Below are 20,465 nucleotides of genomic sequence, written 5' to 3' on the forward strand. Positions count from 1 at the left end.
ATGGGGGAGACGAACGAGCCCGTCCTGCGGATGAGCGGGATCGGCAAGCGGTTCCCGGGCGTGACCGCCCTGGAGGACGTGGACTTCCGGCTCCTGCCCGGCGAGGTGCACGCCCTGATGGGCGAGAACGGCGCCGGCAAGTCGACGCTGATCAAGGTGCTGACCGGGGTGCACCGCGCCGACGCCGGCGAGATCGAGCTGGCCGGCCGGCCGGTGGCCTTCGGCAGCCCGCTGGAGGCCCAGCAGGGCGGCATCAGCACGGTGTACCAGGAGGTCAACCTCTGCGGCAACCTGTCGGTGGCGGAGAACATCTTCGTCGGCCGCGAGCCGCGCCGGCTGGGCCGGATCGACTGGAAGCGCATGCGGGCCAGGGCCGCCGAACTGCTCGCCGAGCTCGATCTCGACCTCGACGTCTCGGCGCCGCTGTCGGCCTGCTCGCTGGCCGTCCAGCAGATGGTGGCCATCGCGCGGGCGATCGACATCGACGCCCGCGTGCTGATCCTCGACGAGCCCACCTCCAGCCTCGACGCCGGCGAGGTGGAGCAGCTCTTCCGGGTGATGCGGGCGCTCAAGGCGAAGGGCATCGCGATCCTGTTCGTCTCCCACTTCCTGGACCAGATCTACGAGATCGCCGACCGGATGACCGTCCTGCGCAACGGGCGGCTCATCGGCGAGTACCTGACCAGCGAGCTCAGCCAGGTCGAGCTGGTCGGCAAGATGATCGGCCAGGAGCTCGCCGTCCTGGACCGCCTGCACGGCGAGGCCAAGGTCTTCGACCGGCCGCTCGTGCGGGCGGCCGGGCTCGGCCGGGGCGGCGCGATCGCCCCCTTCGACCTGACCATCCACGAGGGCGAGGTCGTCGGCCTGGCCGGGCTGCTCGGCTCCGGCCGGACCGAGGCGGCCCGGCTGCTGTTCGGGGCCGACCACGCCGGCGCGGGCGAGGTGAGCGTCGGCGGCGCATCCGCCGCCCTGCGCAGCCCGCGCGCGGCGATGGCGCACCGCATCGCCTTCTGCTCGGAGAACCGCAAGCGCGACGGCCTCATCCCCGACCTCACCGTCCGGGAGAACATCGTGCTCGCCCTCCAGGCCACCCGCGGCTGGACCCGCCCGGTCTCCAGGGACAAGCAGGACGAGCTGGTCGCCAAGTACGTCAAGGCGCTCAGGATCAGCCCGGCCGACCCCGAGCAGCTCGTGCGCAACCTCAGCGGCGGCAACCAGCAGAAGGTGCTGCTGGCCCGCTGGCTGATCCTCGAACCCCGGCTGCTGATCCTCGACGAGCCCACCCGCGGCATCGACGTCGGCGCCAAGGCCGAGATCCAGCGCCTGGTCGCCGAGCTCAGCGACGGCGGCATGGCCGTGCTGTTCATCTCCGCCGAACTGGAGGAGGTGCTGCGGCTCAGCCACAAGGTGGGCGTGCTGCGCGACCGCAGGCTGGTCGCCGTCCTGCCCAACGACGAGAACCTGACCACGGAGACGCTCATGGAGACCATCGCGAGCGGCGGGGAGACGCCATGAGGCGGCTGCTGTGGCCCCTGCTGGTGCTCGCCGCCCTGCTGCTGGTGAACGTGGCCTTCACGCCCAGCTTCCTGTCGATCGAGCTGAAGGACGGCCACCTCTACGGCAGCCTGATCGACATCCTGCGCTTCGGCGCCCCGCTGATCCTGGTCTCGCTCGGGATGACCCTGGTCATCGCCACCGGCGGCATCGACCTGTCGGTCGGCTCGGTGGTGGCCATCTCCGGCGCCCTGGCCTGCCTGCAGATCAGCCAGGACGCGAGCGTGTTCACCGCCGTGGCGCTCGCGCTCGGCCTGTCGGTCCTGCTCGGCGCGTGGAACGGCGTGCTGGTCGCCTGGGTCGGCATCCAGCCGATCATCGCGACGCTGATCCTCATGGTCGCCGGGCGCGGCCTGGCCCAGCTCATCACCGACGGCCAGATCATCACCGTGACCAGCGACGCCTACCAGCTCATCGGCGGCGGCTACTGGCTCACCCTGCCCTTCGGCATCCTGCTGGTCGCCGTAGTCCTGGCGGTCACCGCCCTGCTCACCCGCCGGCTGGCGCTCGGCCTGCTGATCGAGTCGGTGGGCGGCAACGCCGAGGCCAGCCGGCTGGCCGGCATCCGCTCGCGCGGCCTCACCGTCGTCGTCTACACCTTCGCCGCGCTCTGCGCCGGCCTCGCCGGACTGATGATCAGCTCCAACGTCTCCAGCGCCGACGGCAACAACGCCGGCCTGTGGGTGGAGCTGGACGCCATCCTCGCCGTGGTGATCGGCGGCACCTCCCTGGCCGGCGGGCGCTTCTCGCTGGCCGGCACGGTGGTGGGCGCGCTGGTGATCCAGACGCTCACCACCACCGTCTACTCGGTCGGCGTGCCGCCCGAGACGACGCTGCTGTTCAAGGCGCTCGTGGTGACCGCGGTCTGCCTGATCCAGTCGCCGGCCTTCCGCGCCAAGCTCCTCCAGCGCCGGGAGGCGACCGCATGAGGACCCGATACGCGCCCGTCCTGGTGACCGGCGCCCTGTTCGTCGCGATGTTCGTCGCCGGCGGGATCCGCTACCCGGGGTTCGCCAGTGGCCAGGTCGTGCTCAACGTGCTGGTCGACAACGCCTTCCTGCTGGTCGTGGCGGTCGGCATGACCTTCGTGATCCTCGCCGGCGGCATCGACCTGTCGGTGGGCTCAGTGGTCGCGCTGTCCACGATGATCTCGGCGAGCCTCATGGCGGGGCCGGGATGGCCACCGTACGTGGTGATCCCGCTGGTCCTGCTGGTGGGGACGACGCTGGGGCTGGTGATGGGCTATCTCATCCACGCCTTCGAGATCCAGCCGTTCATCGTCACGCTGGCCGGGATGTTCCTGGCGCGCGGCCTCTGCTACACCATCGGCACCGACTCCGTCCCGATCGACGACCCGACCTTCACCGCCTTCGCGCAGACCCGGATCGACCTGTTCGGCGGCCTGTGGATCTCGCCGAGCGTGTTGATCGCACTGGCGGTCGTGGCCGTGGGCGCGTACGTCCTGCACTACACCCGGACGGGCCGCTCGGTCTACGCCACCGGCGGCAGCGAGCAGTCCGCGCTGCTGATGGGCCTTCCGGTGGCCCGGACGAAGATCACCGTCTACGGGGTCAGCGGCTTCTGCTCGGCCCTGGGCGGGGTCCTGCTCTCCTTCTACATGCTCTCCGGGTACGGCCTGCACGCCGTCGGCCTGGAGCTGGACGCCATCGCGGCGGTCGTCATCGGCGGCACCCTGCTCACCGGCGGCTCGGGCTTCCTGCTCGGCACGGTGCTGGGCGTCATGGTGCTCGGCCTGATCCAGACGATCATCAGTTTCGAGGGCACGCTGAGCTCCTGGTGGACCAAGATCTTCATCGGGCTGCTGCTCTTCGTCTTCATCCTGCTCCAAAGGCTGTTCACCGCCCGGCGCGGATCGCTGCGGCACAATGGGGCAGGCCCGAGAAAGGAAAAAGCGTGGGATCGACCGCCAAGCCTCGCCCGCCGGTGATGTCGGACGTGGCCAGGCTGGCCGGTGTCTCGCACCAGACGGTCTCCCGGGTGCTCAACGAGCACCCGAACGTCCGGGCCGACACCCGCGCACGCGTGCTCGACGCCATCGACCAGCTCGGCTACCGGCGCAACCTGGTCGCCCGCGCCCTGGTCACCAGCCGCTCGCGCACCCTCGGCGTGGTCAGCTTCGACACCACCCTGTACGGCCCGGCCAGCACGATGTACGGCATCGAGCAGGCCGCCCGCGCGGCGGGCTACTTCGTCAGCATCGTCAGCCTGCGCTCCATCGACGCCGAAGGCGTGCGCGAGGCGATCGGCTATCTCACCGAGCAGGGCGTGGACGGGGTGGTCGTGGTCGCGCCGCAACGCTCGGCGGCCCGCGCCCTGGAGAGCCTGCCCCCGGGCATGCCCGCGGTCGCGGTCGAGGGCACCCACCGGGCCAACGTCTCGGTGGTCTGCATCGACCAGATCGAAGGCGCCAGGCTGGCCACCAAGCACCTGCTCGACCTCGGGCACGAGACGGTCTGGCACGTCAGCGGCCCCTCCGACTGGCTGGAGGCCGAGGGCCGGCTGGACGGCTGGCGCTCGGCGCTGGAGGAGGCCGGCCGGCCGGTGCCCGAACCGCTGACCGGCGACTGGAGCCCGAAGGCCGGCTACGAGGCCGGGCGGCGGCTGGCCGCCATGCCCGGCGTCACCGCGGTCTTCGCCGCCAACGACCAGATGGCGCTCGGCGTCCTGCGCGCGCTGGCCGAGGCCGGGGTGCGGGTGCCCGAGCAGATCAGCGTGGTCGGCTTCGACGACATCCCCGAGGCGGCCTACCTGTCGCCTCCGCTCACCACGGTCCGCCAGGACTTCGACGCGGTGGGGCGGCACTGCATCGAGGTGCTGCTCCGCCAGATCGACGCCATCGGGCCCGGCACCTACGAGCGGCTGGTCGTCCGCCCCGACTTCGTCGTCAGAGCCAGCAGCGCCACCGCCCCCTGACCCCACCTTCCTGAACCCGCTCCTGACCCAGGTTACGAACCCTCTCTGAGGCCCTCAGGCCACCCCTTTTGAGCCGTCTTCCCCCCGACGGGGCCACCTCCGTGGAGTTGAATGTGAACGCTAACAGCTACGTGATAGGCGTGGACTTCGGCACCTTGTCCGGCCGCGCGGTGGTGGTCCGCGTGGCCGACGGAGCCGAACTCGGCAGCGCCGTACACGTCTACGAACACGGCGTCATCGAGGACACCCTCCCCGCCTCCGGAGAACGCCTGGCCCCCGACTGGGCGCTGCAGTCCCCACGCGACTGGATCGAGGTGCTGCGAACCGCCGTCCCCGCCGCGGTCGCCGCGGCCGGGATCGCCCCCGAGCACGTGATCGGCCTGGGCACCGACTTCACCGCCTGCACCGTGCTGCCCGCCACCGCGGACGGCGTGCCCCTGTGCGAGGAGTTGCCCACCCGCCCGCACGCCTGGCCGAAGCTGTGGAAGCACCACGCGGCCCAGCCGTACGCGGACCGGATCAACACCCTGGCCGCCGACCTGGGCGAGCCGTGGCTGCCGCGCTACGGCGGCAAGATCTCCTCGGAGTGGCAGTTCGCCAAGGCGCTGCAGGTGCTGGAGGAGGATCCCGAGGTGTTCGGCCGGGCCGAGCGCTGGATCGAGGCGGCGGACTGGATCGTCTGGCGGCTGACCGGGGTGGAGAGCCGCAACGTCTGCACCGCCGGATACAAAGGGATTTTCCAGGACTCCTACCCGTCGGCGGAGTTCCTCGCCAAGCTCCACCCCCGCTTCCCCGAACTGCTCGGCAAGCTCGCCACCGGCCAGGTCGGCCCCGAGACCGGCGGCGTACGGCTCGCCCCGCTCGGCGGCCTGGCCGGCCGGCTGAGCGCCGAGGCCGCCGCCTGGACCGGCCTGCCGCAGGGCACAGCCGTCGCGGTCGGCAACGTGGACGCGCACGTCACCGCCGCCGCGGCCGACGCGGTGCGGCCCGGCCAGATGATGGCCATCATGGGCACCTCCACCTGCCACGTCCTGCCCTCCGACCGGCTGGCCGAGGTGCCCGGCATGTGCGGCGTCGTGCGCGACGGCATCGTGCCCGGCCTGTGGGGCTACGAGGCCGGCCAGTCCGGCGTCGGCGACATCTTCGCCTGGTTCGCCGACACCGGCCTGCCCGCCGCCCACGCCCGCGAGGCCGAAGCGCTCGGCCGCACCCCGCACGAGCACCTCACCGAACTCGCCGCCGCCCAGCGGGTCGGCGAGCACGGCCTGGTCGCCCTCGACTGGCACAGCGGCAACCGCTCCATCCTGGTCGACCACCACCTGTCCGGCGTGCTGATCGGGCAGACGCTGGCCACCCGGCCCGAGGACGTCTACCGCGCGCTCATCGAAGCCACCGCTTTCGGCGCCCGCCTCATCGTCGAGACCTTCGAGCACGCGGGCGTCCCGGTCACCGAGTTCGTGGCCGCCGGCGGGCTGCTCCAGAACCGCTTCCTCATGCAGGTCTACGCCGACGTGCTGCGCCGGCCCGTCTCCGTCATCGGCTCCGGCCAGGGGCCCGCGCTCGGCTCGGCCATCCACGCCGCGGTCGCCGCCGGCGCCTACCCCGGCATCCAGGAAGCCGCCGCCGCCATGGGCCGCCGCCACGAACAGGCCTACGTGCCCGACCCCGGCCGCGCCGACGCCTACGACCGGCTCTACGCCGTCTACCGCGACCTGCACGACGCCTTCGGCGACGGCCGGCTGCTGCACGAGCTGCGCGCGATCAGGAACGGAGCCGCCGCATGAGACGCACCGTCTGCGACCTGCACGCCGAACTCGTCGCCAACAACCTCGTCGCCTGGACCGCCGGGAACGTCTCCGGCCGCATCCCGGGCTCCGACCTGTTCGTCATCAAACCCTCCGGCGTCTCCTACCGCGAGCTCACCCCGGAGGCGATGGTCGTCTGCGACCTCGACGGCAACCTCGTCGAAGGCGAGCACGCCCCCTCCAGCGACACCGCCGCCCACGCTTACGTCTACCGCAACCTGCCCGAGGTGGGCGGCGTCGTGCACACCCACTCCACCTACGCCTCCGCCTGGGCGGCCCGCGGCGAGGCCATTCCGTGCGTGCTCACCGCGATGGCCGACGAGTTCGGCGGCGAGATCCCGGTCGGGCCGTTCGCGCTGATCGGCGACGACTCCATCGGGCAGGGCATCGTCCAGACCCTCAAGGGGCACCGTTCGCCTGCCGTACTCATGCGCAACCACGGCGTCTTCACCGTCGGCCGCACCCCCGCGGCCGCCGTCAAGGCCGCCGTGATGTGCGAGGACGTCGCCCGCACCGTGCACATCGCCCGGCAGCTCGGCGAACCCCTGCCGATCGCCCAGCCGGACATCGACCACCTGTACCACCGCTACCAGAACGTCTATGGACAGAGGAGCCCGCGTTGACCATCTGGTTTCTGACCGGCAGCCAGGGACTGTACGGCGAGGACACCCTCCGCCAGGTCGCCGAGCAGTCCCGGCAGATCGCCGACCGGCTGCCCGTCCCCGTCGCCTGGAAGCCCGTCCTCACCGACGCCGCCGCCATCCGCCGCGTCATGCTCGACGCCAACGCCGACGACGCCTGCACCGGCGTCATCGCCTGGATGCACACCTTCTCCCCGGCCAAGATGTGGATCGCCGGACTCGACGCCCTCCGCAAACCGCTGCTCCACCTGCACACGCAGGCCAACGTCGAGCTGCCGTGGGCGAGCATCGACATGGACTTCATGAACCTCAACCAGGCCGCGCACGGCGACCGCGAGTTCGGCCACATCCAGGCCCGGCTCGGCGTCCCGCGCAAGACCGTCGCCGGGCACGTCAGCGACCCCGCCGTCGCCGCCCGCATCGCCGCCTGGGCCCGCGCCGCCACCGGCCTCGCCGACCTGCGCAGCCTCAAGCTCGCCCGCTTCGGCGACAACATGCGCGACGTCGCCGTCACCGAAGGCGACAAGGTCGAAGCCCAGCTCCGCTTCGGCGTCTCGGTCAACACCTACGGCGTCAACGACCTGGTCGCCGTCGTCGACGCCATCGCCGACGCCGACATCGACGCCCTCGTCAAGGAGTACGGCGAGCAGTACCGCATGGCCCCCGGCCTGCTCGGCTCCGAACCCCTGCGGTACGCCGCGCGCATCGAACTCGGCCTGCGCGCCTTCCTCGACAGCGGCGGCTTCCGCGCCTTCACCACCAACTTCGAGGACCTCGGCGGCCTCCGCCAGCTCCCCGGCCTGGCCGTCCAGCGCCTCATGGCCGACGGCTACGGCTTCGGCGGCGAGGGCGACTGGAAGACCTCCGCCCTCGTCCGCACCCTCAAGGCCATGGCACCCGACGGCGGCGCCTCCTTCATGGAGGACTACACCTACCACCTCGTCCCCGGCGAGCAGCTCATCCTCGGCGCCCACATGCTGGAGGTCTGCCCCACCATCGCCGCCGGGACGCCCTCCTGCGAGATCCACCCCCTCGCCATCGGCGGCCGTGAGGACCCCGTCCGCCTCGTCTTCGACGCCGCCCCAGGCCCAGGCGTCGTCGTCGGCCTGGCCGACCTCGGCGACCGCTTCCGCCTCGTCGCCAACGAGATCGACCTCGTCCCGCCGCCCGCCCCGCTGCCCCGCCTGCCCGTCGCCCGCGCCGTCTGGCGCCCCCGCCCCTCCCTCCCCGTCTCCGCCGAAGCCTGGCTCACCGCCGGCGCCCCCCACCACACCGCCCTCTCCACCGCTGTCGGTGTAGAGGAACTGGACGATCTGGCGACGATGCTGGGCGTGGAACTGGTGGTCATCGACGGGGGGACGACTCCACGACAGTTCGTCAAGGAGCTGCGGTGGAACCAGGCGTTTTACCGGTTGGAGCGTGGGGGGCGGTGAGCTGCGGGGGTGCCGTCGGGCCAGATACAGGTGGAGGAGGCTCCTAGGTAGAGATCGTCCCCCTCGGCCCACACGAGTGACAGCCGGAACCGCTCCGGCTGTGACTCCCCGCTGAGTCCCGGGTTCCCGTCACCGCTGCCGGCGGCCACGATCCGGTAGCCCTGACTCTCCCAATACGACCGAATCTGTGCGGACACGCGCATGTTCTCGCCTTCGGGGATCCCGCGGAGCCAGTAGGCGCGGCTGACGATGATCTGGTCCTCAGCGGTGCCGTCGCCCTGGCAGCCGCTCGGGGCGCTGAAGGACGGCACCTCCTCCAGCCGAGGCTCGGGTGTGATCACCTGCGCGGTGGCGGTGATCAACTGTTCGATTCGGGCCACCGCCTGGTCGCGGGTGAGGGTCGGTCCTGTCATGGCGCATCCAGCGAGGAGGAGGACGAGACCCAGGAAGGTTCGGCGCATCCGGTCACCTGCTCAGGTCGGGGGCGAGTTGGGGCATGAGGAGCTGGGGTTCGGTGTTCAGCGGCTTGGGCTCGAGCAGCCGGCCCGGGTGGCCGTTGATGAGGTGTCCCATGTTGATCAGCGAGACGGAGTCGGCATCCCAGTAAGAACTGTGAGCCGCAGTGAAGACCTCGCGCCCCACGGGAAACTGCCGCGCCCCGAAGGACGAGTGCCCCGGGTCGCGGCCGAAGCGGCCCAAGGCGGCGACCGGGTCGCCGCCCGCCTCGCCCACCCAGACCCGCGCGGGGTCCACCCCGAGCTCCCGCGCATGCCGCACCCCCACCCCGGGGCTGCCGACGAAGATGAGCTCGTCCGCCAGCCGCCCCGGGCGGAGGACGGCGGCATGCCCGGTGGTGAGCGACCCGTAACTGTGCCCGACGATCACCCGCCGCGCCGTCCCCGACGGCACGTGCGAGGCCCGGAGCCCGTCGGCGAAGGCGGCCAGCGCCCGCCCACCCGCCGCCGCGGCCCCTTCGAGCGCGACCGACCGGGCGGGGTCGAAGAAGCCCGGGTCGTTCTGCGGCGCGTCGTACCCCAGCCACGTGATCGACGCGATGGATCGCCCGCCGCTGGTGGCCGACGCCTGCCGCCAGAGGGCGCGGGCGCGTTCGAGGTCGCCGTGCGCGGCGTCCAGGCCGGAGGTGAGCCCGGAGACGTTCGTGACGGTGATGTCGGCGCTGTCGGGGTCGCCCCACGACACGACCAGCCGTCCCTGCCCGGTGACGTCGAAGGCGAGAAGGAGCGGCGCGGGGTAGCCGGTGACCGCTCTGATCCGCTGTTCGATGAAGTCGAGCCGCCGTAGCCGGTTGGCGGTCTGCTCCCATCCGCCCAGCAGCAGCGGTTCACCCAGCGCCCCCAGCTCGGCGGTCGCCTCGTCCAGCTTGCGCGTCAGCCGTACCTTCTCGGCAGCGAGCCAGCGCCGGTTGGCCCGGTCCCTGACGATCGCGGGCAGCCCGTTGAGCAGGCCGAAGCCGGCCAGGTCGAGGAGCCGGTCGCGGGTCGGGTCGGCCAGTGTCGCCCACCAGGCGGAGATCCGGGCCGCGACGCCTTCGTCCCGGACCGCGAGCAGGGCTCGGACGGCGGTGGCGTCCCCGGCGGCGACGCGGCCGAGCAACGTCGCCACTCCCTGCGGGTCGGGCGCCGTCCCGCCGAACAGTCCGTAACCGGCCAGTCCGGCGGCCAGGTCGGTCCCGGCGACCCGCTGCTGGATGAGGGCGAGCCGGCGCCGCAACTCGTCGGCCTGGCTGCCGGCCCAGGTGGCGAGGTGGCCCAGGGTGTGGCCGGGGTGGGTGGGGAGGCCGTGGGTGGTCAGTTCGGTGGTGAGGCGGGTTCCGGCCGTGGTCAGGGTGTCGCCGGCGCGGGTCAGCGTGGTGATGAGGGCGGTCATCGCGCGGGGGTCGATGCCCTGGAAGGAGCCGGGGGCGGGGCCGAGGGCCGGGGCGGGGGTGGGGAAGGCGGGCAGGGCCGGGGCGGGGGCGCCGCGCCGTACGGCGAGGACGGACAGGGAGTGGAGCGCGGCGGTGAGGGCGGCGTGGAGGGCGGCACGGCGGCGGGTGAGGTCGGCGGCGAAGGCCGGGGCGCCGCCGCCGACCCAGGCGTGGGCGTGCATGAGGCGGACGGCGGGGTCGAGCGCGGTGTGGTGGTCGGCGGCGAGCGCGGCGACGCGCGCGAAGGCCTGCGTGGCGGCCGCCGAGGCCGCTGGGTGATCCGCCATGACCCGCCCAGGATGGCACCGCGCGCGGGGGTGTTCCAGCAGGTCGGAGGGTTGTCCGGGTATGTGCCGATGGCGAGGGGAGCTCGGCGGCTGATACCAGTAGCCCCGCAAGTGGAGCTACCTGGAATTGAACCAGGATGAAGGAAGCCGTCGAATGGCCTCACCATCGGCGGCGAGGAGAGCGGGAAGGCTGATTCTGGGAAAGAGAAGGAGAAGGAAGCCCTCCCATGGCCTCGCCGAGATCCACGGTATCAGGCGGGGATCAGCTCGTGCAGGGTCGAAGGGGTGATCACGCGGGTCCCGGCGGGCAGGTCGGCGGGCGGGGTGAGGCAGAGGCGGGTGGCGCCGCCGTCCGGGGTGGAGCGGGTGCGCAGGAGCGAAGCGAACCAGCCGACCTGGAGGTGGTCGCGCTCGACGATCGCCCGCACCTGGGTGGCGGTCCTGCCGAGGGTGCCCTCGATCAGGTTGAAGTTCGGGAAGCCGCGCAGGTACAGGTGGAGCCACTTGGCCCGCCAGGTGCCGTCGCCGGCGCGCAGGAAGGCCAGGGGCAGCGCGACGCGGCCGGAGCCGCGCAGGTCGGACTTCATGCGGACGGCACGGGGCTCGAAGGGCAGGCCCTCCTGGGCCGCGTCGCGCGTCATGAAGCCGAAGAACGCCTCCGCGGCCTCGTCGTAGGGCTCGCCGGCGTAGACGAAGACCTGCGGGATCACGATCGGGTGGGTGGCCTCGCGCAGGCGCACGTCGATGAACTCGGAGGCCCCGTCGGCGGCGTCGGTGAGGTCGCCGGAGTAGGTGGCGAAGCTGTTGGCGTAGTTCGTCCACGAGACGTGGGACGGGTCGCCGTAGGCGGCGTCCAGCATGAGCGCCCCGAGGTCGTAGTCGGTGCGCTGCGCGGCCTGACGCCAGTGGACGAAGAAGCGCAGCAGTTCGCCGTCGATCCGCGACTCCGAGCCGCGCGGCAGCATGCCGAGGCCGGGCGCGACCGCCTTGGCCGACAGCGGGAGGGCGACGCGCAGCATGTCCGGGTCCACGGTCAGCTCGCCGAGGTCGGGCAGGCGGCGGGTGATCTCTTCGTCCAGGACGGCGAGCATGGTCTCGATCACGTCGAGGTCCAGGGGCGGGCGGGCGTCGCCGGCGGTCCACGCCCTGCCGTACCGGTTGACGAAGATCCGCCCGGCGGCGGGCAGCAGGCGGTTCTGGAGGTGCTCGCGCAGGGAGAGCAGCACGCGGCCGGAGGCGCCGGTGACGGCGTGCGCGGCGGCCTGCGGGACGGCCGGGTCGCCGCTGCGCAGGAGCTGGTCGAGGCGGCGGAGCAGGGCGCCGGGCGCGCTCTCCAGCAGGGAGATGGCCTCCCCGGTACGGCCTGCGGCCAGGGCGGCCTCCACCCGCGAGTCCAGGCTGGGTACGGCAAGCACCCCCCGCGCCACCTCGAACGCCCGCGCGGCGGCGGGGAACTGCGGGTACTCGTGCGGGTGCAGCCGCTCGCCCAGGCGCTTCCACTGCTCGCGATAGCGGCCGACGTCGCCCAGCTTGGCCGGGGTGGCGACGCCGTCCAGGGCCTGGAGCAGGGCGCGGCGTTCGGCCCGCCGGAAGGAGCGGAAGCGGGTGGGGGTGGCGAGGGTGACGTCGCCGCCGGAGCAGGCGCAGGCCAGGCGCAGCACGTCGGTGACGGAGTCCACGAGCGGGGCCTGGCCGGCGGCCAGCCGGGCGGCGTTGATGATCGCGCGGTTCTCGCGCACCGGGATGCGCTCGGGGTGGCCGGGGCAGGCGGCGGCGAGCAGGCCCAGGGCGGTGAGGTCCTCGGCGGCCAGCGGGGTCTCGGCGGCGGCCAGGGAGAAGTAGAGCTCGCGCACCTCGGTGTCGAGGTCGGCGCCCAGGTCGAGGAGGGTGACCCGATCCCCGGCGCGCGGGACGAACTCGGCGTGCGCGGCCAGGAGGTCGGCGTAGCTGTGCGGGTAGACGCCGTAGCCGGGCAGGCTCAGGAGGTTCAGCGGGCCGGGCGGGAGCTGGGTGACGGCCACCGGGTCGAGCAGCGACTCGCGCAGGAGGCCGACCCAGAACTCGATGGTGTCGGGGACGTTCCTGGGGAAGTCGATGAAGTAGGCGTTGTGCCGCACGTGGTCGCCGACCAGGCCGCGGACCGCGTCCAGCACGCGGATGCCCAGGTCGACGACGACCGCGCCGGGCAGGTCGGCCAGGCGGGCGAGGAGCGGGGCCGAGCACTTGAAGCCCACGCTGAGCAGGGCGGCGTCGAGCTGCCGTGCCGCTGTCTCGCCCCAGCCGGTCGCGCCCGGCTCGGCCCCGGGTGTGGCAGGGGGGAGCGGGACGCGCAGGCGGCGGGTGACGACCAGGCTTTCCAGGGTGTGCACAGGCAGCACGATATAGGGGATATGTCCGGGCCAGCCGGGCATTTTCGGCGGCGTCGGCTGGCCGGGCGGGCGGCGGCTTAGGGGAGATGGACGGCGGGGCTGGGGGCGGCGGGGTCACCGGCAGCGGCGGCGGCAGTGGCAGCGGCAGTGGTGGCGTCGGCAGTGGCGGTGGCAGCGGTGGTGGCAGCGGCAGTGGTGGCGTCGGCAGTGGCGGTGGCAGCGGTGGTGGCAGCGGCAGTGGTGGCGTCGGCAGTGGTGGCAGCGGTGGTGTCAGCGGTGGCGTTGGTGGGGGCGTCGGTGGCGGGGGTGGTGCGGTTGAGTTGCCAGCCGGCCGCGGCCTCGCGCTGGTGCCAGTAGGCGGCGAACCGGCCGTTCAGGGCGAGCAGCTCGGCGAGCGAGCCCGCCTCGACGACCCGGCCGTGCTCCAGGAAGAGGATCTGGTCCGCCCGCGCGATGCTGGACAGCCGGTGCGCGATGATCACGGTCGTGCGCTCCCGCCCGGTGGCTTCGAGCGCGCTCACCACGGCCTGCTCGTTGCCGGTGTCCAGGGCGGCGGTGGCCTCGTCGAGCAGCAGTATCGGAGCCCGCTTGAGCAGCGCCCGCGCGATGCTGACCCGCTGCCGCTCGCCGCCGGACAGCGCCGCGCCGCGCTCGCCGACCCGGGTGGACCAGCCGTCCGGCAGCCGCCGCACCACCTCGTCGAGCTGCGCCGCGGTGGCCGCCGCCCGCACCTCCTCGTCGGTGGCCTCGGGGTTGCCCAGCCGGATGTTCTCCTCCAGCGTCGCGTCGAACAGGTAGACGTCCTGGAAGACGATCCCCAGCCTGCCCAGCAGCGCGGCCGGGTCGTGGGCCCGCACGTCCAGGCCGTCGACCAGGATCGCGCCGCCGCCGACCTCGTGGAAGCGGCCGATCAGCGCGAGCAGGGTGCTCTTGCCCGACCCGGAAGGGCCGACGACCGCCGTGGTGCTGCCGCGCGGCACGGTGAAGGACACCCCGGCCAGGACCTCCCTCCCCGGCTCGTAGCCGAAGCGGACGTCACGGAACTCCAGCGCGGCGGCCCCGCCGACGGTCTCGCCGACGGCTTCGCCCGGCAGCGCGTCGAGCGCCGGCGCGTTCAGCGTGGTCAGCACCCGCGAGAGCGTGCCGCGCAGGTTCTGCAGGGCCGGGGCGAGCTCGGCCAGCGTGGTGAACGGCTCGACGAAGCGCACGACGACGATCAGCAGCGCCACGATCTCCGGAACGCTCAGCTCGCCCCGCAGCCCGAGCACGACGGCGGTGGCGGCCAGGCCGAGCAGGGCCGCCTGGGTGGCCAGGCCGAAGAGCACCTGGCCGGGCAGGCCGAAGCCGATCAGCCGCAGCACCGCGCGGCGCTGCCGGTCGAGCGCCGTTCCCACCGCGGTGCCGTCCGCGCCGGCCCGGCCCGCCGCGCGCAGGGCGGGCTGGGCCTGGGCGAGCTCGATGATGCGCTGCCCGGCCTCGCGGGAGGCCGCGGCGTAGGAGTCGTCGGCCGCGCGCAGGCACCGGCTGCTGCCCCAGAGCGCGCCGAGCAGCAGCGGGACCGCCGCCAGCGCGGCCAGGCCGAGCGGCCAGGCGATCGGGAGCAGGCCGAGCCCGATGAAGGCCGGGGTGGTCAGGGCGTTGGCGGCCGGGGAGACCAGCCACGCGAAGCCCTGGCAGAGCTCGCGCCCGGACGAGGTCAGCGCGCGTTGCGCCTCGGCGCGGCGTTCGGGCGTGAGCCAGCCGAGCGGGATGCGCTGCAGCCGGTCCACGATGCGGGTCTCGATCGTGGTCAGCAGCTCGAACCCGATGGTGAAGCCCGCGCCGGCCACCGCGTAGTCGGCCAGCCAGCCGGCCGCCACCAGTACGGCCAGCGCGCCGGCCCACGGCCATGCCGTACCCGGGGTGCCGGAGAAGACGGCGGCGAGCAGGGGGACCAGGCTCAGCACCGCCCCGGCCCGCAGGGCCGAGGCGAGCAGGAGCAGGGCCAGGTAGCGGGCGAGCGCCCGGCGGTCGGCGACCAGCCGGAGGGCCTGGGGGATCATGCGCGGACTCCGGGGGAGGGGAGCGGTGGTGGTCATGCCAGGGTCTCCAGCGGGGTCGAGGCGTGCCACAGCTCGCGGTAGAGGCCGGGGGCGGACACCAGCTCGGCGTGCGTGCCGCGCTGGACGATCCGCCCGCCGTCCAGCACGACGACGGCGTCGGCGCCGGTGATGGTGTGCAGGCGGTGCGCGATGACCAGGACGGTACGGCCGGCGACCAGCGTGCTGAGCGCCTGCTGGACGTGGTGCTCCGATTCGGGGTCGGCGAAGGCGGTGGCCTCGTCGAGGACGAGCACCGGCGGGTCGGCGAGCAGCGCTCGGGCGATGGTCAGCCGCTGGGCCTCGCCGCCGGACAGCCGGCCCTCGTCGCCGAGCACGGTGTCGTAGCCGTGCGGCAGACGCAGCACGCGCTCGTGCAGGTTCGCCGCCCGGGCGGCCCGCTCGACCTCCTCGCGGGTGGCTTCCGGCAAGGCCAGGGCGATGTTGTCGTGCACGCTGGCCCGGATCAGCGCGACGTCCTGGAAGACGAAGCCGACCGTGCGGTACAGCTCGGCCAGCGGCAGGTCCCGGATGTCGGCGCCGTTGACGGTGATCCGGCCGGTGCTCACGTCGTGGAAGCGGGCCAGCAGCGCGGCGAGCGTGGACTTGCCCGCGCCGCTCGGTCCGACCAGGGCGGTCATCGTGCCGGGCGCCAGCTCCAGGTCGATGCCGAACAGCACCGGGTGGTCCTGGGTGTAGGCGAAGGAGACGCCTTCGAACCGGACGGTGTGCCCGCCCGCGCGCACGGTGGCGGGCTGGGCGGGTTCGGTGAGTTCGGGTTCGTCCAGCAGCAGGCCGATGCGCTGGGCGGCCGTGGTCGCCTCGCGGACGGAGCCCATGCCGTACGCCGCGGCCAGCAACTGGCCGCCGAAGGTGACGCCGAGCAGCAGGAACGGCAGCAGGCCCGCGGCGTCCAGCAGCCCGCCCGAGATCAGGGCCAGGCCGGCCACGATGATCAGCAGCAGGTACGTCAGTGGGCGGGTCACCAGGTCGACCAGGGTCTTGCGGCCGGACAGCGGGCGCTGCCAGCGCTCCAGGAAACGGGCCCGCTCGTCCAGGGTGGCGCGGAAGCCACCGGCCGGACCGGCGTCGTAGGCGCGGACCACCGCGAGGGCGTCCACGTAGGCGACCGCCTCCGAGCCGGCGCGGCCCTCCCAGACGGTGAACTGGGCCAGCTCGGAGGTGGAGGCGGCGACCATCCGGGCGGACAGGATGCCGAAGACGGCCAGGGGCAGCAGCAGGATCGTCGCCAGCCAGCCGGAGACGGAGAACAGGTAGACCAGGACGGCCAGCGGCGCGACCAGCGCGCCGACGAGGTCGAGCACGGCGTGGGTGACCAGGTAGTGCACGCTGGCGGCGTCGTCCTGGACGGCCTGCTTGATCCGGCCCGAGGTGCGGTCGGTGAACCAGCCCAGGGGGAGGCGGGCCAGCTTGCGCACCACCGTGGTGCGGACGTGGTGGCCGAACCTGGCGTCCAGGACGTGCATGGCCACCACGAGCACGCCGCTCAGGACGGTGCCGGCGGCCATCAGGCTCAGGGCCAGGATCCCGAGCCCTGTCGCTCCTTCGGCGGTGAGGCCGTCGCGGAGCAGGCGGTGGCAGAGCTCGGCCAGGACGAGGTAGGGGGCCAGGTGGAGCAGGGTGACGATTGCCTGGAACGCGCCGGCGAGCAGGAGCTTGGTCTTCAACGGGGCCAGCAGCCGCGCTCCCGCTTGGGAGCGCCACCGCCCGCCGCCCGCGACCGCAGGGGCCTCAGCAGGGGTGGTCGGGGAGGTCGAGGTCGGGGTGGTTTCTGCAGGGGTGTCGGAATCGGGGCTGCGGGTGGCGCCCATGGCCTTGCCCTTGATCCAGTAAGCCCGCCCCTTGATCTCACTCTTGGGAAACCCGAGCCCCTTCAACCGAGCCTGAACCGCCTTGGTCACCCCGGACTCACAGGTCACCCACGCATACCAGTCCGACCAGTCCCGCTCCGCGACGGCAGCCGCGACCACGCCGGGGTCACAGGTGGCGGGCAACCAGGTGACAGTGCACCGAGGATGCGACACGAGCGGGATGTCCAGGTCGTCCGCGTGGTACTGCTCCAGCAACACCTCGACCGGCACCCCAGCAGGCAGGGAGGCGAGGATCGCGTTGATCCCCGGCAACGCCGCCGCGTCCCCCACCAGCAGGTATCCCGCCGGCTCTGGCGAGGGCGCCTCGAAGTGCCCCGACGCCCACCGGGTGATCTGGACGGTGTCGCCGACCCGCACGTTGGCCGCCCAGACACAGGCGGGCCCGGCCGGCTCGTGCAGCACGAAGTCGAGGCAGACCCGCCCGTTCTCCGGGTCGGGGTCGACCAGGGTGTACCCCCGCTGGTGCTCCCGTCCCGGCCGGACCGGGTCCGGCGCCCACAGCCGCACCCAGGCGGCCGGCGGGATGGGCTGGCCGTCGAAGAGGGTGGGCGCGTCGAAGGTGAGGCGCCGGTAGTGCGGGGTGAGGTCGTCGATCGACGCGACGGTGAGCGTGTGCTCGCGCGCGCCGAAGGTCTTCATCATGGCCCCGGCGTAGCCGCGTGCCATCAGTGGTCCTTTCCGAGAGCCGGCGAGGTGACCGGGTGGCCGGGTGGGAGGTGCGCGACCAGGCCTTCGGCGGCGGAGGTGAGCAGGAGGGCGAAGTAGTCGTCGCCGGTGTGCGGCGGGATGCCGGCCAGGGCGGCCTGGATGAGCGGTGAGGCGGCCATGGCGTCGTGTGCGGCCCGGGTGGCCTCCTCGTCGCCTAGCGGGTCGAGGCGGGCGCGGGCGGCGCGGGCCTCGTCGGCGACGGCCAGCCCGAGGGTGATGGTGGCGATGGCGGAGCTGAGCACGGTGGCGGCGGCCGGGTCGTAGCCGCGCCCGGCCAGGAAGCCGATCTGCTGTTCGAGCAGCCGGATGCCGGAGCGGCCACGCGGGAAGAGTCGCTGCAGGTATTCGGCGCTGCCGGGGTGGGCGCGGGTGAAGTCGCGCAGTTGCCCGGCGAAGCGCACCAGGTGCCCGGCGGTGGGCAGGGCGGGGTCGTCGGTCAGGACGAGCCCGTCCAGTACGGCTTCGCCGATCAGGCTGTCGAGGGCGGCCCGGCTGCGGACGTGCCGGTAGACCGCGGCCGTGGTGACGCCGAGCGCCTCGGCCACCGCCTGCATGGTGAGGTCGGCCAGGCCGATGCGGACGCCGGCGGCGATCACGTCGTCCGTGGTGAAGGTGGCCATGCGGCCCATGCGCGCTCCGGGAAGGTAAGGCTTGCCTTAGTTATGGCGCATAACATAAGAGACCGCAGAGCCCGCGCGCAAGCCCGGAAGCTCAGCCCGATCGCCGTCGCCGGAGCACGACGACCAGATTGACCAGCGCGATCACCGCGACCGCCGCCATGGCCCAGGCCAGTCCCGTCCAGCCGTTGCCCGCCGCCACGACCGCAGCGGCCCCGCCCGCCAGCACCCCGAAGGCGGCGAGGACGAGCCGCAGGCCCAGCGCGCTGCGCGGGCTCTCCTCGGTCGGCGAGAAGGCCGTCCTCAGCCGGTTCCACCTCATGCCGGCCCTCTACCCGGGGGGAGGGGGAACGCACCTGGGGGACTATGGACAATAGATAAGTTTCTTAACAATAATGCTGTTCGCGCACCCCCCACCGTCGCGGCTTCCCCGGCCACGCGCCGCGCCCGTCGTCGCCCGGCCCCCCGAGCGACAGAAGGGTTGTTCCTCCATGACGCGAATATCCCGCTCCATCCTCATCGCCGTCACCTCGGCCCTGCTCGCCGCCATGGCGGTCTTCGCCACCCAGACCTCCGCCAGCGCGGCCAACCTCCTGGCCAACCCCGGCTTCGAGACCGGCTCGATCTCCCCCTGGTCCTGCACCGGCAACCTGGGCTCGGTCACCTCCAGCCAGGTCCGCAGCGGGTCCGGCGCGCTCGCCGCCGCGGCCAGCGGCTCCGACACCGCCAAGTGCACCCAGACGGTGAACGTCGTCCCGAACTCCGCCTACGTGCTCACCGCGTGGGTCCGGGGCAGCTACGTCTACTTCGGCGTCAACGGCGGCGCCTCGACCTGGACCTCCTCGCCCTCGGCGTACAAGCAGCTCACAGTGAATTTCACCACCGGCGCCGGCCAGACCACCGCGGTGATCTACCTGCACGGCTGGTACGGCCAGGGCGCCTACTACGCCGACGACCTGAGCTTCGACGGCCCCGGCACGCCGCCGTCGCCCACGGTGACCGCCTCGCCCAGCCCGACCGTGACCGTGACCTCCAGCCCGAGCCCGAGCCCCACCGTCACGGTGACCTCCAGCCCGAGCCCGTCGCCGACCGGCCCCGACCCGACCTGCGCGCTCAAGGGCAAGCCGGCCGGCAAGGTGCTGCACGGCTACTGGGAGAACTGGGACGGCGCGATCAACGGCGTGCACCCGCCGTTCGGCTGGACCCCGATCACCGACCCGCGCATCGCCCAGCACGGCTACAACGTGATCAACGCCGCCTTCCCGGTGATCCGCTCCGACGGCACCGTGCTGTGGGAGGACGGCATGGACGCCACCGTGAAGGTGGCCACCCCGGCCGAGATGTGCCAGGCCAAGGCGGCCGGCGCGACCATCCTCATGTCGATCGGCGGCGCCACCGCCGGCATCGACCTGAGCTCCTCGGCCGTCGCCGACCGCTTCGTGGCCACCGTCGTGCCGATCCTCAAGCGCTACAACTTCGACGGCATCGACATCGACATCGAGACCGGCCTGACCGGCAGCGGCAACATCAACCAGCTCTCCACCTCGCAGGCCAACCTGATCCGGATCATCGACGGCGTGCTCGCGCAGATGCCGGCGAACTTCGGCCTCACCATGGCTCCCGAGACCGCCTACGTGACCGGCGGCAGCGTCACCTACGGCTCCATCTGGGGCGCCTACCTGCCGATCATCAAGAAGTACGCCGACAACGGCCGCCTGTGGTGGCTGAACATGCAGTACTACAACGGCAGCATGTACGGCTGCTCCGGCGACTCCTACTCGGCGGGCACGGTACAGGGCTTCGTCGCCCAGACCACCTGCCTGAACAACGGCCTGGTCATCCAGGGCACCACCATCAAGGTGCCCTATGACAAGCAGGTCCCGGGCCTGCCCGCCCAGCCGGGCGCGGGCGGCGGCTACATGTCGCCCTCGCTGGTCTCCCAGGCATGGAACAGCTTCAACGGCCAGCTCAAGGGCCTGATGACCTGGTCCATCAACTGGGACGGCTCGAAGGGCTGGACCTTCGGCGACAACGTGAAGGCCCTCCAGGGCCGCTGACCCCGCTGACGCCGCTGTCCCGGGGGGGGGGGCCCCCCCCCCCCCCCCCCCCCCCGCCCCCCCCCCCCCCCCCCCCCCCCCCCCCCCCCCCCCCCGAGGCGGGGCGCTCGCCGTACAGAGCGGAGACCTCGGTGAACCCGCCGCCGACGGGCAGGGAGTGCAC

15 protein-coding genes are annotated in these 20,465 nt (G+C 72.9%); 8 read left to right on the forward strand and 7 right to left on the reverse strand.

From position 1 onward, the window contains the following. From ACIBG7_RS25200 to araA, 7 genes are all read left to right on the forward strand, one after another. Window positions 1-1,515 carry a sugar ABC transporter ATP-binding protein gene (locus tag ACIBG7_RS25200; RefSeq protein ID WP_397337760.1) on the forward strand — a complete coding sequence of 505 codons (1,515 nt, stop codon included), beginning with the start codon at window positions 1-3 and terminating at the stop codon, window positions 1,513-1,515. Then, a complete protein-coding gene (locus ACIBG7_RS25205) occupies window positions 1,512-2,483 on the forward strand; it encodes an ABC transporter permease (RefSeq protein ID WP_397337761.1) in 972 nt (323 codons plus the stop codon). The genes ACIBG7_RS25200 and ACIBG7_RS25205 overlap by 4 nt, the downstream gene beginning before the upstream one ends. Further along, window positions 2,480-3,502 carry a galactofuranose ABC transporter, permease protein YjfF gene (yjfF, locus tag ACIBG7_RS25210; protein ID WP_357936329.1) on the forward strand — a complete coding sequence of 341 codons (1,023 nt, stop codon included), beginning with the start codon at window positions 2,480-2,482 and terminating at the stop codon, window positions 3,500-3,502. The genes ACIBG7_RS25205 and yjfF overlap by 4 nt, the downstream gene beginning before the upstream one ends. Beyond that, on the forward strand, window positions 3,502-4,488 hold the full coding sequence (locus ACIBG7_RS25215; protein WP_357936357.1) for a LacI family DNA-binding transcriptional regulator: 987 nt from the start codon (window positions 3,502-3,504) through the stop codon (window positions 4,486-4,488). The genes yjfF and ACIBG7_RS25215 overlap by 1 nt, the downstream gene beginning before the upstream one ends. A gap of 107 nt (window positions 4,489-4,595) precedes the next feature. Continuing rightward, complete coding sequence (gene araB, locus ACIBG7_RS25220) at window positions 4,596-6,272, forward strand: ribulokinase (protein WP_397337762.1); 1,677 nt, start codon at window positions 4,596-4,598, stop codon at window positions 6,270-6,272. After that, complete coding sequence (locus ACIBG7_RS25225; RefSeq protein WP_357936327.1) at window positions 6,269-6,916, forward strand: L-ribulose-5-phosphate 4-epimerase; 648 nt, start codon at window positions 6,269-6,271, stop codon at window positions 6,914-6,916. The genes araB and ACIBG7_RS25225 overlap by 4 nt, the downstream gene beginning before the upstream one ends. After that, a complete protein-coding gene (gene araA, locus ACIBG7_RS25230; protein WP_357936325.1) occupies window positions 6,913-8,367 on the forward strand; it encodes an L-arabinose isomerase in 1,455 nt (484 codons plus the stop codon). Before ACIBG7_RS25225 ends, araA begins: the two co-directional genes overlap by 4 nt. Here araA and ACIBG7_RS25235 read toward each other — a convergent pair. From ACIBG7_RS25235 to ACIBG7_RS25265, 7 genes are all read right to left on the reverse strand, one after another. After that, a complete protein-coding gene (locus tag ACIBG7_RS25235) occupies window positions 8,340-8,780 on the reverse strand; it encodes a hypothetical protein (protein ID WP_397337763.1) in 441 nt (146 codons plus the stop codon). The genes araA and ACIBG7_RS25235 overlap by 28 nt on opposite strands. Window positions 8,781-8,832: 52 nt before the next feature. After that, the gene (locus ACIBG7_RS25240; protein WP_397337764.1) at window positions 8,833-10,581 is read right to left on the reverse strand and encodes an alpha/beta hydrolase; all 1,749 of its coding nucleotides are present in this window, start codon (window positions 10,579-10,581) and stop codon (window positions 8,833-8,835) included. Between the two features lie 251 nt (window positions 10,582-10,832). Then, window positions 10,833-12,950, reverse strand: coding sequence for a hypothetical protein (locus tag ACIBG7_RS25245; protein ID WP_397337765.1), 2,118 nt, complete (start codon window positions 12,948-12,950; stop codon window positions 10,833-10,835). Between the two features lie 77 nt (window positions 12,951-13,027). Next, window positions 13,028-14,992 carry an ABC transporter ATP-binding protein gene (locus ACIBG7_RS25250; RefSeq protein WP_397337766.1) on the reverse strand — a complete coding sequence of 655 codons (1,965 nt, stop codon included), beginning with the start codon at window positions 14,990-14,992 and terminating at the stop codon, window positions 13,028-13,030. Between the two features lie 32 nt (window positions 14,993-15,024). Further along, window positions 15,025-17,586: an ABC transporter ATP-binding protein/permease gene (locus ACIBG7_RS25255; RefSeq protein ID WP_397337767.1), complete on the reverse strand. Its 2,562-nt coding sequence runs from the start codon at window positions 17,584-17,586 to the stop codon at window positions 15,025-15,027. Next, window positions 17,586-18,257 (reverse strand): TetR/AcrR family transcriptional regulator, encoded by a 672-nt coding sequence (locus ACIBG7_RS25260; RefSeq protein ID WP_397337768.1) that lies wholly within the window; start codon window positions 18,255-18,257, stop codon window positions 17,586-17,588. Before ACIBG7_RS25260 ends, ACIBG7_RS25255 begins: the two co-directional genes overlap by 1 nt. Before the next feature lie 82 nt (window positions 18,258-18,339). After that, the gene (locus ACIBG7_RS25265; RefSeq protein ID WP_357936312.1) at window positions 18,340-18,567 is read right to left on the reverse strand and encodes a DUF6343 family protein; all 228 of its coding nucleotides are present in this window, start codon (window positions 18,565-18,567) and stop codon (window positions 18,340-18,342) included. Between the two features lie 169 nt (window positions 18,568-18,736). Here ACIBG7_RS25265 and ACIBG7_RS25270 point away from each other — a divergent pair, with 169 nt between their 5' ends. Further along, the gene (locus tag ACIBG7_RS25270) at window positions 18,737-20,302 is read left to right on the forward strand and encodes a glycosyl hydrolase family 18 protein (protein WP_397337769.1); all 1,566 of its coding nucleotides are present in this window, start codon (window positions 18,737-18,739) and stop codon (window positions 20,300-20,302) included. Window positions 20,303-20,465: the final 163 nt, after the last annotated feature.

Origin of the sequence: Nonomuraea sp. NPDC050328, from assembly GCF_044459405.1 — a bacterium.
Lineage (GTDB): Bacteria > Actinomycetota > Actinomycetes > Streptosporangiales > Streptosporangiaceae > Nonomuraea.